Origin of the sequence: Dyadobacter sp. 3J3, assembly GCF_009801115.1 — a bacterium.
GTDB lineage: Bacteria > Bacteroidota > Bacteroidia > Cytophagales > Spirosomataceae > Dyadobacter.
This window is the reverse complement of the sequence record NZ_VTOL01000005.1, coordinates 141,012-157,652: the sequence shown is the minus strand read 5'-3', so window position 1 is coordinate 157,652 and position 16,641 is coordinate 141,012. Positions and strand designations below refer to the sequence as shown.

Sequence of the window (16,641 nt, the reverse complement as noted above, 5' to 3'; positions counted from 1 at the left end):
ATAACATTACAAATCCAAATACATAGAAATTAAAATTTACCGAGCTTACAAAGATATATATTAGAAAGTAAAGAACCTGACTCCGATTTAGATTGATTCCAAAATAAGTTAACACCACAGACAAACCCGGCAAAATAAATGACGACTCCATTAGAACAAAAATCAACAATTGAGGAAATCCAGGACCGTTTTGACAATGACGTTGAACGTTTCAGCAAGCTTGAAACGGGACAGCAGGCGACTATTGACGCACCTTTGGTTTTGGATCTGGTGGCACAAACAGCTGCTTTGCATTTAAAACCAAACGATACAATTCTTGATCTTGGCTGCGGCGCCGGGAATTTTACACTAAGGGTTTTGCAGGAAATTCATCCGTTAGCTTGTCATTTGGTAGATCTCAGTCAGCCAATGCTGAAAAGAGCCAGCGAACGTATTGAAGCTTCAGGCGTGAATTATGTCCAAACATATCAATCGGATCTTCGTGATCTTGATTTTGAAGAAAATTCTTTTGACTGTATTTTGGCGGGAGCTGTTTTACATCACCTTCGCGATGATGAAGACTGGCAGGAAACCTTTGAAAAATTATATATCTGGTTAAAACCGGGCGGAAGGATTTATGTTTCTGATCTTGTTTCCTTTGATGAACCAGGCGTTCATAAGCTGATGTGGAAACGTTATGGAGATTATCTGGAATCGATTGGCGGAACGGAATATAAAGAAAAAGTCTTCGCTTACATTGATAAGGAAGACTCTCCGCGTTCTTTGCCGTTTCAGCTTGGTTTGCTGCGTTATTCCGGCTTTTCTCATTATGATATTCTTCACCGCAACAGCGTTTTTGCGTGCTATTACGGTGAAAAATAATTTCAGAAAGCGCTGATTAAAACTCAGCGCTTTTTGGATATCTTGGAAAAGGAATCACATCACGGATGTTGGCCATTCCGGTTACGAACAATACCAGACGCTCAAAACCTAAACCGAAACCGGAGTGCGGCGCAGTTCCGAATTTACGTGTTTCCAGATACCACCAGATCGTTTCAGGATCAATTCCCACTTCGTGAACACGTTCCAGTAATTTCTCGTAATTGTCTTCACGCTGACTTCCTCCAATAATTTCTCCGATTCCAGGAAAAAGAACGTCCATTGCACGCACTGTTTTTCCATCGTCATCCAGTTTCATGTAGAACGATTTGATCTCACGCGGATAGTTGGTCAGGATAACCGGTTTTTTGAAATGTTTTTCAACCAGATAACGTTCGTGTTCGCTGGACAAATCAATTCCCCAGCCCACAGGATACTGGAATTTCTTTTCTTTATGCGGTTTCGATTTCAAAAGAATATCGATCGCTTCGGTATAAGTAAGACGTTCAAAAGCATTTTCAACAACAAAATTCAGTTTTTCCAAAAGCGGAATCGAACGTTCATTTTGCGGTTTGTTTTTATCTTCTTCTGCCAAACGGTTTTCAAGGAAAGCAAGATCATCTTTGCAGTTTTCCAGCGCATAACTGATAACAGTCTTGATGAAATCCTCTGCAAGGTCCATGTTATCTTCCAGCTCAAAGAAAGCCATTTCAGGCTCAATCATCCAAAACTCGGCCAAATGGCGTGTCGTGTTTGAATTTTCAGCACGGAACGTTGGACCGAAAGTATATATTTTTGAAAGCGCCATCGCTCCTAGCTCACCTTCCAATTGTCCGGAAACCGTCAGATTCGCTTCTCTTCCGAAAAAGTCTTCTTTGAAATTAATATCTCCTTCGTCTGTTCTTGGCAGTTTTTCAAGATCCAGCGTCGTAACACGGAACATTTCACCAGCACCTTCTGCATCAGAAGCTGTGATGATCGGCGTATGAAGATAGAAAAACCCTCTGTCGTTATAATATTTATGAACTGCAAAAGCCAGTGCATGGCGAATACGAAGAATGGCACTGAACGTATTGGTACGTGGACGTAAATGTGCTATTTCACGTAAAAATTCCAGCGAATGTCTTTTGGGCTGCAATGGATAAGAATCCACATCAGCTGTTCCATAAACAAAAATATCATCGATTTTTACTTCCACAGCCTGGCCAGAACCCTGAGATGCCACAAGCTGGCCCGTTATTTTCAGACAAGAACCGGTGGTGACCGTCAGCAAAAGTTCAGCAGAGAATTGTCCCGGAGCGGCAACCGCCTGGATATTATGAATCGTTGATCCGTCATTAAGCGCTATGAAAATCGCGTTTTTACTTTCACGTTTCGTACGTACCCAACCTTTCAGGGTAACGGATTGTGCATCCGGAGTCTGTTGTAATAATTCTTTGATCTGCAAAGGTCCCATCTTACTATAAATTCAATCTTTATATAAAACTCAAACTTCCAATTTTTATGAGGCGCAAAATTACAAAATACCCTACGAAAACCTATTCTTATAACCCAACTTACTTTTATGTTCAAAAAGGGTATTGACCAAAGCGGTTTATGGCTTAATTTTGTTCTTAGCAAACTATGACTAACGCATATCCAATTTTGAATACCCGCATCGCCACATTTTTGTCCGTAGTATTTCATCCTCTGATCATTACTACATATCTTTTTGCTGTCCTTTTTCTGATCACTCCTGAGCTTGCCGGTGTGAGTGCTTTGGAACTTCCGGGACTGGGCAGCCTTTTGCTTTTGATCTTTTTAAACACCTTTGTAGCACCTACAATCGTCATATATTATTTCTTCCGTTTAGGAATCGTAAGCACTTTGCATGTAGATTCTCTGCGTGAAAGACGCCTGCCCTACCTGGCAACCGGGATTATTTATGCGATCGCGACCTATTTATTCGGATGGAAATTGCAGCCCATAGCAGAACTTGCACCGCAGATATCAATTCTTTTGGGAAGTGTTACGGTTTCTTTGATTATCGTGGCGATTGTAAGCCTTTCCTGGAAAATAAGTGCCCACGCTACCGGAATGGGCGGAGCAATCGGCATTCTGGCCGGGTTGGTAATCCGTTTTGAAGAGCATTTGTTATTGACACCCTTACTGATCGTTGTCTTAATAAGCGGCATTTTATTAAGTGCCAGACTTTACTTAAATGCCCATACCCCGGCACAAATCATAGCTGGCCTTGCATGTGGACTTACTGTGAGTAGTGCTACTATTTATTTTTTGTTTTGAAAACATCTCCGATAAGTTTTAACAAAATGAATGTGAGGTAAAACCATCGATAAACTATTTCACCCTTTCAGGGTTTGATTCCAGTTATGCCGCCTCATCTCTATAATAATATCATCCTTTCAGGATTGTTACTTCGCAAATAAATCAAGTACACCGGAAGGATTATTGTTATTGCAGAAAAAATTTGTCTACGTTGTATATTAACCACAAAGTGGTGGCATATACTTTATTCTTAAACGAACGGACCTAAACTATGGCACATTATGAAAATCTTCTTTTCACGAACAACGACGGCGTCGTCAAAATCAGTCTGAACAGACAAGCAGTTCATAACGCGCTGACACTCGAATTAATCCGTGAAATTACAGAAGCAGTTCAGGAAGCAGGAGAAGATTCCTCTGTCAGGGTTATTGTTTTAACGGGTGAAGGTGAAAAAGCATTTTGCTCCGGAGCTGATTTAAAAGCAGCCATGGAATCAGGCGAAAGTGCGGGAGAAATGCTTCGTGACGGCTATAATCCGATGATCGAGGCTATAAGAAATATCCCCAAACCGGTCATTTGCAAATTAAATGGGTTGGCCGTTGGAGCCGGATGTTCACTTGCACTTGCCTGTGATCTGATTATTGCCAGTGAAGATTCCTATCTGAGCCAAATGTTTGTACATATTGGGTTAATGCCGGATGCAGGCGCTTCCTTCTTTTTACCAAGACTGATAGGAATGGCCAGAGCTTTTGAATTGGCCTCAACCGGACGGAAAGTTTATGCGCCGGAAGCAGTTCAAATTGGCTTAATTAATAAATCAGTTCCGAAAGAAAAACTGGATGCTGCAATTGAAGAAGCAGTGTCCTATTACCGCCACGCTCCTACCAAAGCGATCGGAGCGATCAAAAAAGTTTTCAACCAGTCTTTTGAATCCAGTTTGAGTGATATATTAAATCTTGAAATGAAAAATCAGGATTTGTTACATAAAACGCAGGATGCTAACGAAGGAATTTCATCTTTTTTACAAAAGAAAAAACCTGATTATCAGGGCAAATAAAAATTCAAGTAAAATAATTTATTATTTTTTCTCTCCAATAGTTGTATAAACCAAAGTCATCTGTTACCTTTGCAGTCCAATTCAAGGGACGGATTTGTAGCTCAATTGGATAGAGCACCTCACTACGGATGAGGAGGTTTGGGGTTCGAATCCCTACAAGTCCACAAAAAAGCACTTATCATTACGATAAGTGCTTTTTACTGAAAAGAAAAGTTCTTGATTCGGGGAGTGGCGCAGCCCGGTAGCGCATCTGGTTTGGGACCAGAGGGTCGCAGGTTCGAATCCTGTCTCCCCGACAACTGAAACACCTGACAATTAATTTGTCAGGTGTTTTTTGCTTTTATCCGTAAATTGCAGTAACAAGATTTCAGTACCTTGGAAAACGCATTTCTGACAATGATTTACCTCGACAATAACGCTACGACCCGCATCGATCCGAGAGTTCTGGAAAAGATGATGCCATACCTGACGGATAATTTTGCTAATGCTGCCTCCACACATGCCTTTGGATTAGGGGCAAGCGATGCGGTAAAAATAGCTCGTCAGCAAGTTGCAGATTTGATTAACTCAAGAACGGAGGAAATCGTATTCACCTCAGGTTCCACAGAAGGAATTAATCTGGCTATAAAAGGTGTAGCAGAAAATTACCAGACAAAAGGAAAACATATTATTACGGTACAAACTGAGCATTCTGCTGTTCTTGATGTTTGCCGTTATCTTGAAACCAAAGGTTTTGAAGTATCCTATCTCCCGGTACAATCAGACGGATTACTGGATATTAAAGTCCTAAAAGCATCATTAAGGCCAGACACGATTTTGGTATCCGTTATGCTGGTTAACAATGAAACCGGAGTAATCCAGGATATAAAAAAAATAGCAGAGATTGTACATCAAGCCGGTGCTTTGTTTATGACGGATGCCACCCAGGCAGTGGGTAAGTTACCTGTTGATGTCGATGCACTGGGTATTGATCTGATGCCACTATCTGCTCATAAATTTTATGGTCCAAAAGGTGTCGGCGCATTATTTGTCCGCCAAAGACGTCCTTGGCGTATCAAACTGGAAGCGCTGTTGCATGGAGGTGGACACGAAGGTGGCAAGCGCTCAGGCACTTTAAATGTAGCTGGAATTGTAGGTCTCGGCATCGCGGCTGAACTGGCAAAAAAAGAAATGAAGGAAGATACTGCCAGGATTGGTGCCATGCGCGATATGCTTGAAAATAGCCTTCTCCAAATCGATGGTACCCGAATCAATGGAAACCGGGAGAGCCGGTTATACAATGTCACCAATATTCTTTTTGAGGGCTGCGATTCTGACGCGCTTATTATGGGCTTGACCGACATTTCGGTTTCAAATGGTTCTGCTTGTACTTCTGCATCTATTGATCCTTCTCATGTTCTTTTAGCGCATGGGCTTTCTGAGATGGAGGCGTTTTCTTGTTTAAGGTTTAGTTTGGGGCGGTTTAGTAGGGTTGATGAAGTTGAGGGTGTGGTTGGGAAGGTGAGGTTAGTGGTGGAGGGGTTGCGGGCCATGGTGAGGTGAGGCGGTTAAGAAGCTTTGTCTAAACTGAACAATGTCAAAATCTCCTGAGCTTCTTCAATTTTGGCCAATCTCTCTTTAATTCTTTCGTGGGCATCATTTACAATGTTCATAAAAAGGAGATTATCAACTATAAGTTGTCTGTCCCTTTTAATGTGTTCTCTGTGTTTTTCAATTCGAAGATTTATACTGTTGACAAGTCTGGGAAGAGTTGGCTCAACAGAGGTGTTAAGCCATTCAATATCGGATTGATGGATGTTAGTACTCATATATTCCAAATTTGAGATAAACCTGCGCAAATAAATTAAAGTTTAAAAACATTACTACGGTGCCAAATAAAATTCTGAGATTCAGGCCAGAAAGATCGATTATTAGGTAAATCAATCCGTTTGCCATTAAACATCCTGATCGAATAATCACTTTCTCCCTCAGTGAACGTACCGGACACAATTACCCTATAATCTTCATCCACAGAAATTAACCCACGATCAAACGCACGATGTAAATTCGGGCACAGGGCGATCCCATTTGAAATCGTGTCATTGTAACTTTCTGAAAACGGTACGATATGACATGCATCGATTAGAGAAACCTGAACTGTTGCATTTATTCTCATTCCTGAGATACAGCAAGTATAATTGTAAATTTTAGGAATTTCGCGTTTAAAAATACCTCCACGAATGAATATTTCTTCTTCATTTTGCTGATTCATAAGCGCTTGAATCTCACTTCTGTATTCTGTTGGCGGTTCATGCAGGATTTTGTTTTCAATCTCGGAATACTTGTCGTTCAGATATTCCCTTTGCCCTACGAGCATGGCCTTCGTATTTGGGAAATATTCATCCAACAAGAATTCTTTCAGGATCGCATGGCTCACAGGATTCTTCATCAGGAGAAACAGTTCTTCATCAATCAGGGCGTATTCGACAGCGGCATTTAGGCCAGAGAAGCTCTTGATACCTGATTTCAAAGAAAGCAAACTTTCATATCCTGGTTTAGGAACGAGTTTCCAGAAGGATTCAGAAGAAAGATGGTAAAATGGAAGAAAAAATCGGCAGTAATGATTAGTCACAACCAGAGAACTCCAATTCGCAGAAAACAATGATACAATTTCTGGAGTAATATAAATCCTATTCTGATCAATTAACGAATTTTGAACAGCTTGCAAAATCGAAAGTAACAGAATAGGCTTATGAGGAGCTGGCCCATGTGACCGGTCAATTCTCAACTTCCTAAATGCCAGAATGTACTTTTGTAGTTGAGAAGTCAATTTAACGAAGAGTGGAAGTTTTTCGATTTGTGATATTATTGGATTAAGCGAGGGCAAGCTTTTGATCCATTAGCACTTTCTTATCAAGATAGTCGTCCAACAACTTTTCAATGTCATTTTGCATACCTCGTTTCTTGACCATAATGGATTTACTTTTCACCAATTTAAGTGCTTGTTGAATTAAATCAAAATGCTCCGGTTCATCAATACAAATTTCTTTTAATAACTGTTCTTCTTCCCGCATTTTCAAAACACGTTTACTCATATCGATATGTGTATTGAATATGCTATTATAAATATCAGCTACGCTATTTCGGAAAAGTCCTTCTCTGTACCAAATTACTTGTATTGCAATGAGTTCCTGATGAGAGATAAGCTGCAAGGTTTCCCCCTGCTCCTGCTGAATTTCGTATTGCGCATCCAAAAGTTTTCTCAGCATCGTTGCGCGCACATTTTCTACATAAGGCCCCCAGGTATCTTCATCCTCCACATTCTTCGCTTCAAAACGACGACGTTTTTCGCGGTTTTCCCGTATATCTCTGGACTCCATCAGATAGTCCCTAAACTCGACTAATGGGAGCATCCATTCTTCTCCGTTTCCGATAAGCCCTTCCATGGATTTATCCCGCTTCACCACAGTGCAGACCCAACAACCGAAACGACTGTTACCACAACTTGGTGTACTTTCGTCAATTACTAGGGGACAGTCGCCAGAGTTTGCATTTTTATAAAGTGTAACCAGCTCTTTATGGGTTCCTCCCCATGGAGGCGAAACCTGCATTAAATATTGCCAAAGTTCGCTGGTTTCCATATCGCTGATCGGCGCATAGACAAATGCATTCGGTAACATGTGCTTGCGCAACCGTTGTCCTTTGAGCGCATGTTTTTTCATGGATCGGGAACGGGTTGAGCTTTCGTCCGTTCTGGTACCAAGTAAAATAATTACTTCTCCACGTTCGTCAATTTTACTTTTGATGAATTGGGTTGTCGGATTAATTTTTAATCTTTCCGTGCACCATCGAAAAGAATTATTAGGAGCCGGATACCCCTTACCTATCAAATTCACCCAAAATGTATCTTCTAATCTGGGCGTTGTCCGTTGTACCCGAATCGGCAAACCTTGTTCAACAGCAGCAGCTTCAATTCTTTTAAGCGTGGATTCAATAAACTTAACAATCCTTGGATTCTCTACCAGTGTATCGTTACAAACAACATATATCTCCCTGGTTCTCATTTGCTCAGGGGCCTTTTTTAATGCATTCCAGATTAATTGTAAAAGAAGCGTAGAATCCTTTCCACCACTAAAACCTATAACCCAAGGACGAGGATTTTCGTCGTACAGGTATTGATCAAGGATTTCACTTTCTATAAATGGTACTTTAAGCGACATGAATTCGGCAATTTAATAATTTGCAAATTAGTGAAATTTAATGTGCAAAGCACAAGGAACAGCATCCTTTGGGAGACTTACTGGATCTTAGTGCGGAAAATAAAAGCCGAGAGAAAATTTCTGTTGCTACATTATCAATCACCTAACCAGCAAAACCGTTCCGTTCTTATTCAAAATATCTCCACCATTAGTCACCGCCTGCATTTTCCATACATATACACCACCGTCTGATTTTGTTCCTTTCACTTTCCCATCCCAGCCATCAGTCAGCTGTTTGGAAAAATAAATCACTTCTCCCCAACGATCATAAATTCTTAAATAGGTAAGCGAAGCAATGCTGCTGGCAATAGGAATCAGCACATCATTTTTACCATCACCGTCAGGTGTAAATATATCCGGAAGTGTAATGAATGCGGGAGGAATTACAGTCAATGTTACTTTCCCGGTTCCGGTGCACCCTTGTAGCGTGGTTAAAGTCACCGTATACACCTGGCTGGTATTTAGCTTTGCGACTGGATTCGGGATCGTTGGATTACTTAGAGCATAGGGCGGTGACCAGGTATAATTCACGCCAGACACACCTGCGAGCTGTGGAGAAGAAGAAGTAAGGGGAAAAGGCTTATTTGCCGTTATTTCCGCATCCGGTGTTACCAACACCTGGATTTCCGGAATAACAGACACTATCACGGTATCTTTGGAAGAGCAATTTTTATCCGTTGCAGTAATGATGTAGCTGGTTGTTTGCGTAGGTGATGCAAATGGTTCAAGTGACGATGCGTTGTCAAGACCCACAGCAGGCGACCAGGAATAATTGGTAACATTTGCCGTAGTCAGCAACTGTATTTGCTCACCGATACAAATTGTTGTATCCGAGAACGTTTTCAGCAGAATTGTACCATTAAGTTTAACTTTTACCAGCGTGTCATTGATACAGCCGTTATAATCTTTCACAAAAACTTTGTAGTCTTTTGCCGTAACGTTAAAAATGTTTGAGGCCTGGAAATTCACCGAATCAATAGAATACTGAAAAGGAGAAATTCCCCCAATCGGATTCACAGTCAATGTAGCATTACCATCACATTTTTTGTCATCTATAATCATCGCCAGATCCATGAATGAAACATGCGTAACCTTGGTATTGACAATTTCCTTACCGCAAATATCATTTTTTATGGTAAGTGTTACCTTCTTACTTCCTTCGGAATTCCAATGTATGAGATAAGGCCCCTTTCCTGATCCACTGATAACCTTGGCACCATCAAAATCCCATTGAAACGAATATCCCGTTTGTGACGGCAATACACCCGTGTAAGCCACTTTAATATTTTTGTTACTACATGTCAAGCTCGGGTCAATTGAGAAGTCCGCACTTACATTAACATTGGCAACACTGCAAATATTCTCATAAACTTTTGTTACGGCAGATTGGGAAGAATAGTAATTTGTAAAAGATAAATAAGCAAAGTTAGCTTCACCAGACTCACAGGAAATTTGATCATCATCACGAAAAATATAAATCGGAACGCCTGTTTTACCTACAAACCTTTTGCCACTGTCGTTGTAAGAAACAAAAAGTTTGTCATTCACATAAACGTCCATAACATCTGTTTGTCCATTTCGGGTGAATGTGAGTAAGTAATATTTATCCAACTTAAAATAAGGGCATTCACCGGCAATTCCCGTTGGATAAAAATCTAAACAGCGATCAGCAGATCCGCCAGGATTCTTGAAATAAATCCCCTCATCCAGTTGTCCGTTTGAAAAATCAATAATCCGCGCTAAGGTTTTACCCCAGTTCGTATTCTTGATATACATTTGAATGGTGTAGGTTTCTGAAATAGTTCCTTCTGTATTGGCATACATAAGCCCATAATTCAGATTGGTGTGATAAACGGTCCGGGATATCTGACAATCCGGATTGTCTATGATAAAAGACCCAGGTGAAGCACCCAATGTGCAGCTGCCAAGGGCATTCGTCTGTATCAAATCAGATGCGCAGGCGGGTTGAGCAACAGTGAAATTATTAATAAAACGATATGAATTTTCTACATTTTGCCCCAGGCAAACGATATCCAGGAATAGAAAAATTATAGTTTGTAACAATCCCGACTTCATATCGACAACGCCATGGGCATGATTACAAGTTAACGTTGAGTAGATGTAATATTAAACTTCAAATAATTTTAAATACAAAATCACTTGAAGTTTACAATTTAAAGCGATCAAGGCACAAATTCAAATTATAAAATATACCGGAGTGAGGTTCAGGCTACTTAAATTCTCTTTCTGCTATCACTTTTACGGCTCTTTCAAGAATCTCTTTGTCTTCCGTGATCCTTTTTACCATTTTAGCAGCTTCGGCATACACACTCATGGCATATTGAGGTACAAAATCTTTATCCATTTCTACCATCGGTACTTTTAGCCGGGCGTGCTTTATACTTTCGAGATGTTCGATCGAGACGTAACTTAGTTCGGTATGGCCCTGGCCTAAATCACAAAGTCCGAATGCAATATTATTGGCTGGATCCAGCTCTGATAAAAGCCAGATGGCCTTTCCATATTGTGAATATAACTTAACTACCGGCGCATGATCTTTTCCGAGCTCGTTCTGAACTTCGAAAGCATTCTGAATCATGATCGCTCTTAGATCTTCTGAAATCATTTTTGACATACTCCAAATATAACAGCTGAAGCATTATTTGACAATTAATATTCATTACAATCCGGTCAAAGTTTTTTATGACTAAAAAAACTGATTTCAACTATCCATTCGAAGCATCGTAATTTTAACATTGCATTTAAGCAGTACTCAGGAATAATAGTTTTCCTGGATGTATAAAAAAAGGTGAGAATCTTTTAATATAGCTCCTATTTCTGTCGCGAAATCAACTTAGGAAAGCGTAATAAAACAGAAACAACAATAAGTACAATAATACCTACTGTGCCAGCGAAAGGCTTATTATGTCTTATATGCTGGGTAAGTGTAACTACCATGTAGAAGGTCAAAAAAAAAGCACCCCAAACTCCGGTTTTCCGTATTAAGAATAGTACAACAAATAACAAGAGCAGGATACCGACAATAACTATTTCGACATCATTCAATCCGCCTTTTAATTGTTCATTCGGAGAAATTACTTTATTGACTGCATTATCAACAAAAAAGCAGGTGATCAAAATGGATGTCACCCAAATTGCAGCCTGCCTACTGGAGGTTCTTTGCGATATTTTCATTTAAGGCAATACGATTGAAATACCCTCTCTATTTACACTCCTATCCTTACAAAAAATTAATGCTTAACCATATCGATTAAAAACTGCGCCAATTTTTCAACCTGTTTTTTGTCTTTTGATAAAATAAAAGTCTGCCACAATCCTGTGAAATTTGCAGCTATAAATTCTGCCATAAGCTTCGGATCTTTATCGGCAGAAATTTCTCCCTGTGCTTTGGCATCCGTTAAAAGTTGCTCAAAAAAGTCAACGATATCCTTCCAGTTATTTTTAATGATGGAATGAACGCTTTGGTCCACAGCTGCCAGTTCAAAAGTTGAATTGACCGCCATGCAACACTTGCCGGTATTGACCGTCGCCTCTACTGCACTGCGGATCATATTTTCAACACGCTCCATCGGAGAAGTCCCCGAAGCGGCTTCCTTATGCTCTTTTAACTTTTCAGCTGCATAATTACCAAGGCACTGCAAATATAAACTATGCTTGTCGCCATAAGTATCATATATACTTCCCCTGTTCAGGCCCATGGTCTGTACGAGGTCTTCCATAGAAGTTGCGTTGTATCCTTTTTCCCAAAAAAGATCACGCGCCTTTTCCATTCTTTCTTCGGGATCAAACTCTTTTTTTCGTGCCATAACACAAATATACCATCTTGAACGATTGTTCTAAAATAACTTTACTACTTAGGAACAATTGTTCCTGAATTTTGGTGCAATATATTTTGAAAGATGTAAAAATACTCTGAGATAATCACTTATAGGTTAAGCGCAACCAACAAATCACGTAATAGGCCTGATTTAAAGCATTTTTAAACAAAGAAAATTTTAAGGCAGCAATTGATAAAATCTAAAAAAATGATGTTTAAGTAACAAGCATATGCCAATAGGATTACATTCATGCTAATTGTATTTGAGTTGTACCGATCGGATCTGGCTATTTCCCGGTTTAGTTCCTGATACGTTAATTCCCACACGAAGTGCACGATCCCAGCGTGGAAGCCAGGAACCTTCTATTTTTACAGGAGCCAGAGAATTGGATTGCTGGCCATTTACTTCCCAACTGAATTCATAGAACCTGCCAAAATGGCTTCGCAATTTCAGGTTGATGCTTTCAAACTGTCCAGGAATTTCCTGTGTATTGACTATACTGTAAACGCCGTCTTTTATTTGCCACAAGGTAAGTTTGTCTTTCAAAATTCCGTAACCAATGGCATTTTTGGCGTCACCATACACCGTAATATTTTGCTGGATTCTATCTTTCGCAATTATTTCTGCTGAAAAATTATAGTTACCATTTTTCACTACAAACCCAAGAAAATTGCCAGTCGTTGTCAAATTGCTGTTTTCAATCTCTAACATGCCATTTTGAATTTTATATTCAGGCTTTGGAAAACTTACATCATAAACCCACGAAGTTTCATTTTTAGTATTTTCAAAATTCATTACTAAATCTTCATTTGTTTTTATAGATGCAGCAAAGGGTGATTCTGCCTGTGCAGGTGTAGTTTTGCCATAACGGAACGACGGCCATTTGGAATCTTCATCCCAAACAAGTTCACTTAGTACGCCTTGTCTCCCTGTATAGGTAAAATCGGCACCGTTGTAAGCGTGATGTAAGTAAAAATAACGGTTATCCGGTGTTATGACGACTGTTCCATGCCCTGGACATTTCCAGGTTTCATCACCGACAAGAACCGGATTTCCAGAGAATTTTGTCCACGGGCCTTGTAATTTTTCTGCTCTTGCCATACCAACCTGGTAATTGCAATTTTCACCACAACATGCGTTTCCGGAATAAAGCATATACCAGTATTTTCCCTTTTTAAATATTGCCTGGCCTTCCGCTCCGCCAGCTTCCCAGTCATCGGCATCCGCTTTTATCAAACTAAATTCTTTTCCGATTACCTTTAAACCATCATCAGAAAGTTCTGCACCAAGTATTTCAATACCCCTGCCTTTATCAAGGCCATATGCTTTCCAGGTAAAAAATAATTTCCCATTATCCTCCACAACAAAACCGTCAATAGCTTCTTTTGTCCATTCGAGAAGTAAACCGTGGTCGGTGAATCCCTTTTTAATATCTTTTGTACTGGCCACACCTATAAAAGATTGCTTGTCAGATTTGCGGCGGGCAGTGTAATAAACGAAGAAAGTGCCATTTCGATAAAACAATTCCGGTGCCCAATAGCTTCCCATTGTCCAGGATGGCAATTCTGCAAAAACAGGACCCAGATACTCCCAGTCAACAAGATTTTTTGACGTATAAATCGGGTAAGCAGGTCCCCATTCCGAAGAAGTTCCGGCTGCATAATACATATCTCCCACCCGAATAACAGAAGGATCAGCAAAATCTCCGGCAATAACCGGGTTTCGATATGTATTTACTGGTTTAAGATTTATTTTTTGAGCAAAAACAGCACCATTAAAAATCAGGCAAAGGGAAATCAGACGGAGAAGCAATTTCATTTTTTCTTTGGTTACATAAATCAGGCGAATAAAGAGAATTATTTGTAAGAAACCAATTTTGTGCCGATAGCTGCTATCGACACATAACGCTTTTCCCACGTAAGTTGGAATGGGATTTGTTATAAAATTACAAAACGAATCAAGGTAAGAAGTCTGCCTTGAAGAATTAGTTAATAAATCGTAAATAGACTGAGCATACTACAATCTATGAATGAAAATATTTTGAAATATGACGAGCTAAACCTGGCAGAAGCCAAGGCTATTCAATCTGAATTACGTGATAAAATAAATCTCGTACCGTTAAATGTACCCATTCAAACCATTGCCGGAGCCGATATTTCTTTAAACAGATTCAGCGAAATTATTTTTGCCGGTATCGTAATACTTCGTTATGCTGATCTTCAGCCAATCGGTTACTCGCTGATTGAAAGCCGGACGCGTTTCCCTTATGTCCCCGGTTTTCTAGCGTTCAGGGAAGTCCCGGCGTTGGTTCAGGCATTGGAGCAAATTCCGTTAAAACCCGATGTATTGATGCTTGATGGACATGGCATAGCGCATCCAAGAAGCATGGGCATTGCAACACATTTTGGTGCATTGACGGGTATGGCTACTTTGGGTTGCGCAAAAAATATTTTGTTTGGGAAATGGCAGGAGCCAGGAATTCAAAAGGGCGATTTTTCTCCTATTATGAATAAAGAAGAAATGATTGGATACGCATTAAGATCAAAATTGAAAACAAATCCTGTTTTCATTTCCCCCGGAAATAGAATGAGTTTAAAAGACAGTCTGGATATCGCTATCCGTTGCGCTGGAAATTATCGTTTACCCGAGCCCACACGCCGGGCGCATGAGTTTGTAAATTTATTTCGTACAGGAAAACTGAAAGAAGGATATCATGAATTACTACCTCAAACACTATTTTGAGGCCAGTGCTTTTTTATTTTTCTGAACGGCACCTGAAACCCGGATCTTAAATAAGGTCGGCCAGTTTTTACCGGTCACGTAAAACGCATTTTCCAGAGGTTGGAATGCAATTCCGTTTAGAACACTCGATCCTGTTTGGTCAACTTCCGCCGGGATAATTTTTTTCATATCCATATTGGCTACCACTTTTCCGGTTGCCAGATCAATTTGAATAATACGGTCAGTCTCCCAAATATTGGCAAATACATAGCCATCCACATATTCCAGCTCATTGATTTTCAGAACCGGGCCTTTGTCATCGTAAATTTCTACTTCACCGGTTTTCTGAAATTCCGTGTTAAAGAAATAAAGTTTATTGGAGCCATCACCCATAATAATTGTGGAATCATGGTGTGTCATTCCCCAACCCTGGGTATAATATGTGAAAGTTTTATCCAGCGTAAAGTCCATGTTATAACGAAAACCAACGCCGGTTGTCCAGGTTAATTGGTAAATTTTATCATTAACAATCGTTAAGCCTTCGCCAAAATACTGATCTGCAAGCGGAATAGATTTTAAGGTAGCACCTGTTTTTAAATCAATTTTCAATAAAAGGGATTTTCCATTTTCTCCGGTACTTTCATATAATTCCCCTTTATAAAATTCAAGGCCTTCTGTAAAACTTGTTTTCTGGTGCGGGTAAGAAGATAAAACGGTAAAAGCCATTTCTTTTGGCGTAATATCTGATACTAATTCTACGGATAAGGTATCAGCAAAAACTTCCTTTGTTTTAGTAGTTCCGGTAACAATAATTTTTCTCCAGCCCGCTTTTTCGGATTCCGCTTTTACAAAAATAGAATCAGATATCTGTTTCACTCCCTGGATAACTACATCGTTCCATTTTACCTCAAATTGCATAACGGGCTGTGTAAAACCGATGGCAATGGAATCGCCGATTTTAAATCTGCTTTTAGCCGTCACAGCGACAGGTATTTTCTGCGCAATTTCTGTTTCTGTTTTTTTTTCCTGTTTACAAGAAAAAACAAACAAGCTTATAAATATTACAAGAAGAAAATGTGTGCTACGCGTATTCATAAAAGGTGTTTTACAATTTGACTGCAATATCCGCAAAATCGTTAAAACCCTTTCTTCTTTCTTTAGATATTTAAAATTATACAATAAATGGGGAAGTAATTTTAAGTGGGCTTATAACAAAAAATCCTGATGCAATCGCATGGATGCAGCAGGATTTTCCTGGCAATAAATACTGATCAAGCCTCTCCCCCCGGCCCTCCGAAACTAATCGGAAAGTTAAAAGAAGGATCGGTGTCATGGTTGCTTTGAATCAGACCATACTGATCTTCATACTTTTCAATATTATCCTGCAACGCGGCAACCAAACGTTTCGCATGTTCTGGTGTGATGATGATACGTGCTTTCACCTTGGCACGGGGAACGCCGGGCATCAGACGAATAAAATCTAATATAAATTCGCTGTTGGAATGAGCGATCATAGCAAGATTGGAGTAAACACCCTCGGCCATTTCTTCCGAAAGTTCCACATTAATTTGCTGTTCGTTTTCTTTATTGTTGTCTTCCATCGTTAAGATTTCGGTAGTTATTGAGTGCAGGAAATATCAATAGGTTATTGAATTTCCTTAGA

The 16,641-nt window shown here is 39.8% G+C and carries 16 protein-coding genes and 2 tRNA genes; 7 read left to right on the top strand and 11 right to left on the bottom strand.

Going from position 1 to position 16,641, the window contains the following annotated elements; translation table 11 throughout:
* Positions 1-138: 138 nt before the first annotated feature.
* Positions 139-861 carry a class I SAM-dependent methyltransferase gene (locus FZF08_RS12610; RefSeq protein ID WP_159469268.1) on the top strand — a complete coding sequence of 241 codons (723 nt, stop codon included), beginning with the start codon at positions 139-141 and terminating at the stop codon, positions 859-861.
* 16 nt (positions 862-877) lie between these two features.
* Here FZF08_RS12610 and asnS read toward each other — a convergent pair whose 3' ends face one another.
* Complete coding sequence (gene asnS, locus FZF08_RS12605; protein ID WP_159469266.1) at positions 878-2,314, bottom strand: asparagine--tRNA ligase; 1,437 nt, start codon at positions 2,312-2,314, stop codon at positions 878-880.
* Between the two features lie 167 nt (positions 2,315-2,481).
* On the opposite strand from asnS, the gene FZF08_RS12600 reads away from it, so the two are divergent.
* The 5 genes from FZF08_RS12600 to FZF08_RS12580 all read left to right on the top strand — a co-directional run bounded on the left by FZF08_RS12600 (position 2,482) and on the right by FZF08_RS12580 (position 5,722).
* Positions 2,482-3,141 carry a hypothetical protein gene (locus FZF08_RS12600; RefSeq protein WP_229216510.1) on the top strand — a complete coding sequence of 220 codons (660 nt, stop codon included), beginning with the start codon at positions 2,482-2,484 and terminating at the stop codon, positions 3,139-3,141.
* 253 nt (positions 3,142-3,394) lie between these two features.
* The gene (locus FZF08_RS12595) at positions 3,395-4,180 is read left to right on the top strand and encodes an enoyl-CoA hydratase/isomerase family protein (protein ID WP_159469264.1); all 786 of its coding nucleotides are present in this window, start codon (positions 3,395-3,397) and stop codon (positions 4,178-4,180) included.
* A 90-nt stretch (positions 4,181-4,270) separates the two neighbouring features.
* Positions 4,271-4,344 (top strand) — tRNA-Arg (locus FZF08_RS12590).
* A 58-nt stretch (positions 4,345-4,402) separates the two neighbouring features.
* Positions 4,403-4,476 (top strand) — tRNA-Pro (locus FZF08_RS12585).
* Between the two features lie 100 nt (positions 4,477-4,576).
* Positions 4,577-5,722: a cysteine desulfurase family protein gene (locus FZF08_RS12580; RefSeq protein ID WP_159469740.1), complete on the top strand. Its 1,146-nt coding sequence runs from the start codon at positions 4,577-4,579 to the stop codon at positions 5,720-5,722.
* A 5-nt stretch (positions 5,723-5,727) separates the two neighbouring features.
* On the opposite strand, the gene FZF08_RS12575 is transcribed toward FZF08_RS12580, so the two are convergent.
* The 8 genes from FZF08_RS12575 to FZF08_RS12540 all read right to left on the bottom strand — a co-directional run bounded on the left by FZF08_RS12575 (position 5,728) and on the right by FZF08_RS12540 (position 14,075).
* A complete protein-coding gene (locus FZF08_RS12575) occupies positions 5,728-5,988 on the bottom strand; it encodes a hypothetical protein (RefSeq protein ID WP_159469262.1) in 261 nt (86 codons plus the stop codon).
* A 35-nt stretch (positions 5,989-6,023) separates the two neighbouring features.
* Positions 6,024-6,989 carry an HNH endonuclease gene (locus FZF08_RS12570; protein WP_159469260.1) on the bottom strand — a complete coding sequence of 322 codons (966 nt, stop codon included), beginning with the start codon at positions 6,987-6,989 and terminating at the stop codon, positions 6,024-6,026.
* Positions 6,990-7,032: 43 nt separating this feature from the next.
* Complete coding sequence (gene dndC, locus FZF08_RS12565; RefSeq protein ID WP_159469258.1) at positions 7,033-8,379, bottom strand: DNA phosphorothioation system sulfurtransferase DndC; 1,347 nt, start codon at positions 8,377-8,379, stop codon at positions 7,033-7,035.
* 138 nt (positions 8,380-8,517) lie between these two features.
* The gene (locus tag FZF08_RS12560; protein ID WP_159469256.1) at positions 8,518-10,482 is read right to left on the bottom strand and encodes a gliding motility-associated C-terminal domain-containing protein; all 1,965 of its coding nucleotides are present in this window, start codon (positions 10,480-10,482) and stop codon (positions 8,518-8,520) included.
* A gap of 166 nt (positions 10,483-10,648) precedes the next feature.
* Positions 10,649-11,044 (bottom strand): DUF2958 domain-containing protein, encoded by a 396-nt coding sequence (locus FZF08_RS12555; protein ID WP_229216509.1) that lies wholly within the window; start codon positions 11,042-11,044, stop codon positions 10,649-10,651.
* A 206-nt stretch (positions 11,045-11,250) separates the two neighbouring features.
* Positions 11,251-11,613 (bottom strand): DoxX family protein, encoded by a 363-nt coding sequence (locus FZF08_RS12550; protein WP_159469252.1) that lies wholly within the window; start codon positions 11,611-11,613, stop codon positions 11,251-11,253.
* Between the two features lie 56 nt (positions 11,614-11,669).
* A complete protein-coding gene (locus FZF08_RS12545; protein ID WP_159469251.1) occupies positions 11,670-12,245 on the bottom strand; it encodes a TetR/AcrR family transcriptional regulator in 576 nt (191 codons plus the stop codon).
* 264 nt (positions 12,246-12,509) lie between these two features.
* Positions 12,510-14,075, bottom strand: coding sequence for a glycoside hydrolase family 43 protein (locus tag FZF08_RS12540; protein ID WP_159469249.1), 1,566 nt, complete (start codon positions 14,073-14,075; stop codon positions 12,510-12,512).
* Between the two features lie 207 nt (positions 14,076-14,282).
* Between FZF08_RS12540 and nfi the strand changes: the two genes are divergently transcribed.
* Complete coding sequence (gene nfi / locus FZF08_RS12535) at positions 14,283-14,999, top strand: deoxyribonuclease V (RefSeq protein ID WP_200837073.1); 717 nt, start codon at positions 14,283-14,285, stop codon at positions 14,997-14,999.
* On the opposite strand, the gene FZF08_RS12530 is transcribed toward nfi, so the two are convergent.
* Together FZF08_RS12530 and FZF08_RS12525 are read right to left on the bottom strand one after the other, a co-directional pair.
* Positions 14,991-16,073 (bottom strand): glutaminyl-peptide cyclotransferase, encoded by a 1,083-nt coding sequence (locus FZF08_RS12530; RefSeq protein ID WP_159469247.1) that lies wholly within the window; start codon positions 16,071-16,073, stop codon positions 14,991-14,993. The genes nfi and FZF08_RS12530 overlap by 9 nt on opposite strands.
* Positions 16,074-16,249: 176 nt before the next feature.
* The gene (locus FZF08_RS12525) at positions 16,250-16,579 is read right to left on the bottom strand and encodes a DUF3467 domain-containing protein (protein ID WP_159469245.1); all 330 of its coding nucleotides are present in this window, start codon (positions 16,577-16,579) and stop codon (positions 16,250-16,252) included.
* Between the last annotated feature and the right edge of the window lie 62 nt (positions 16,580-16,641).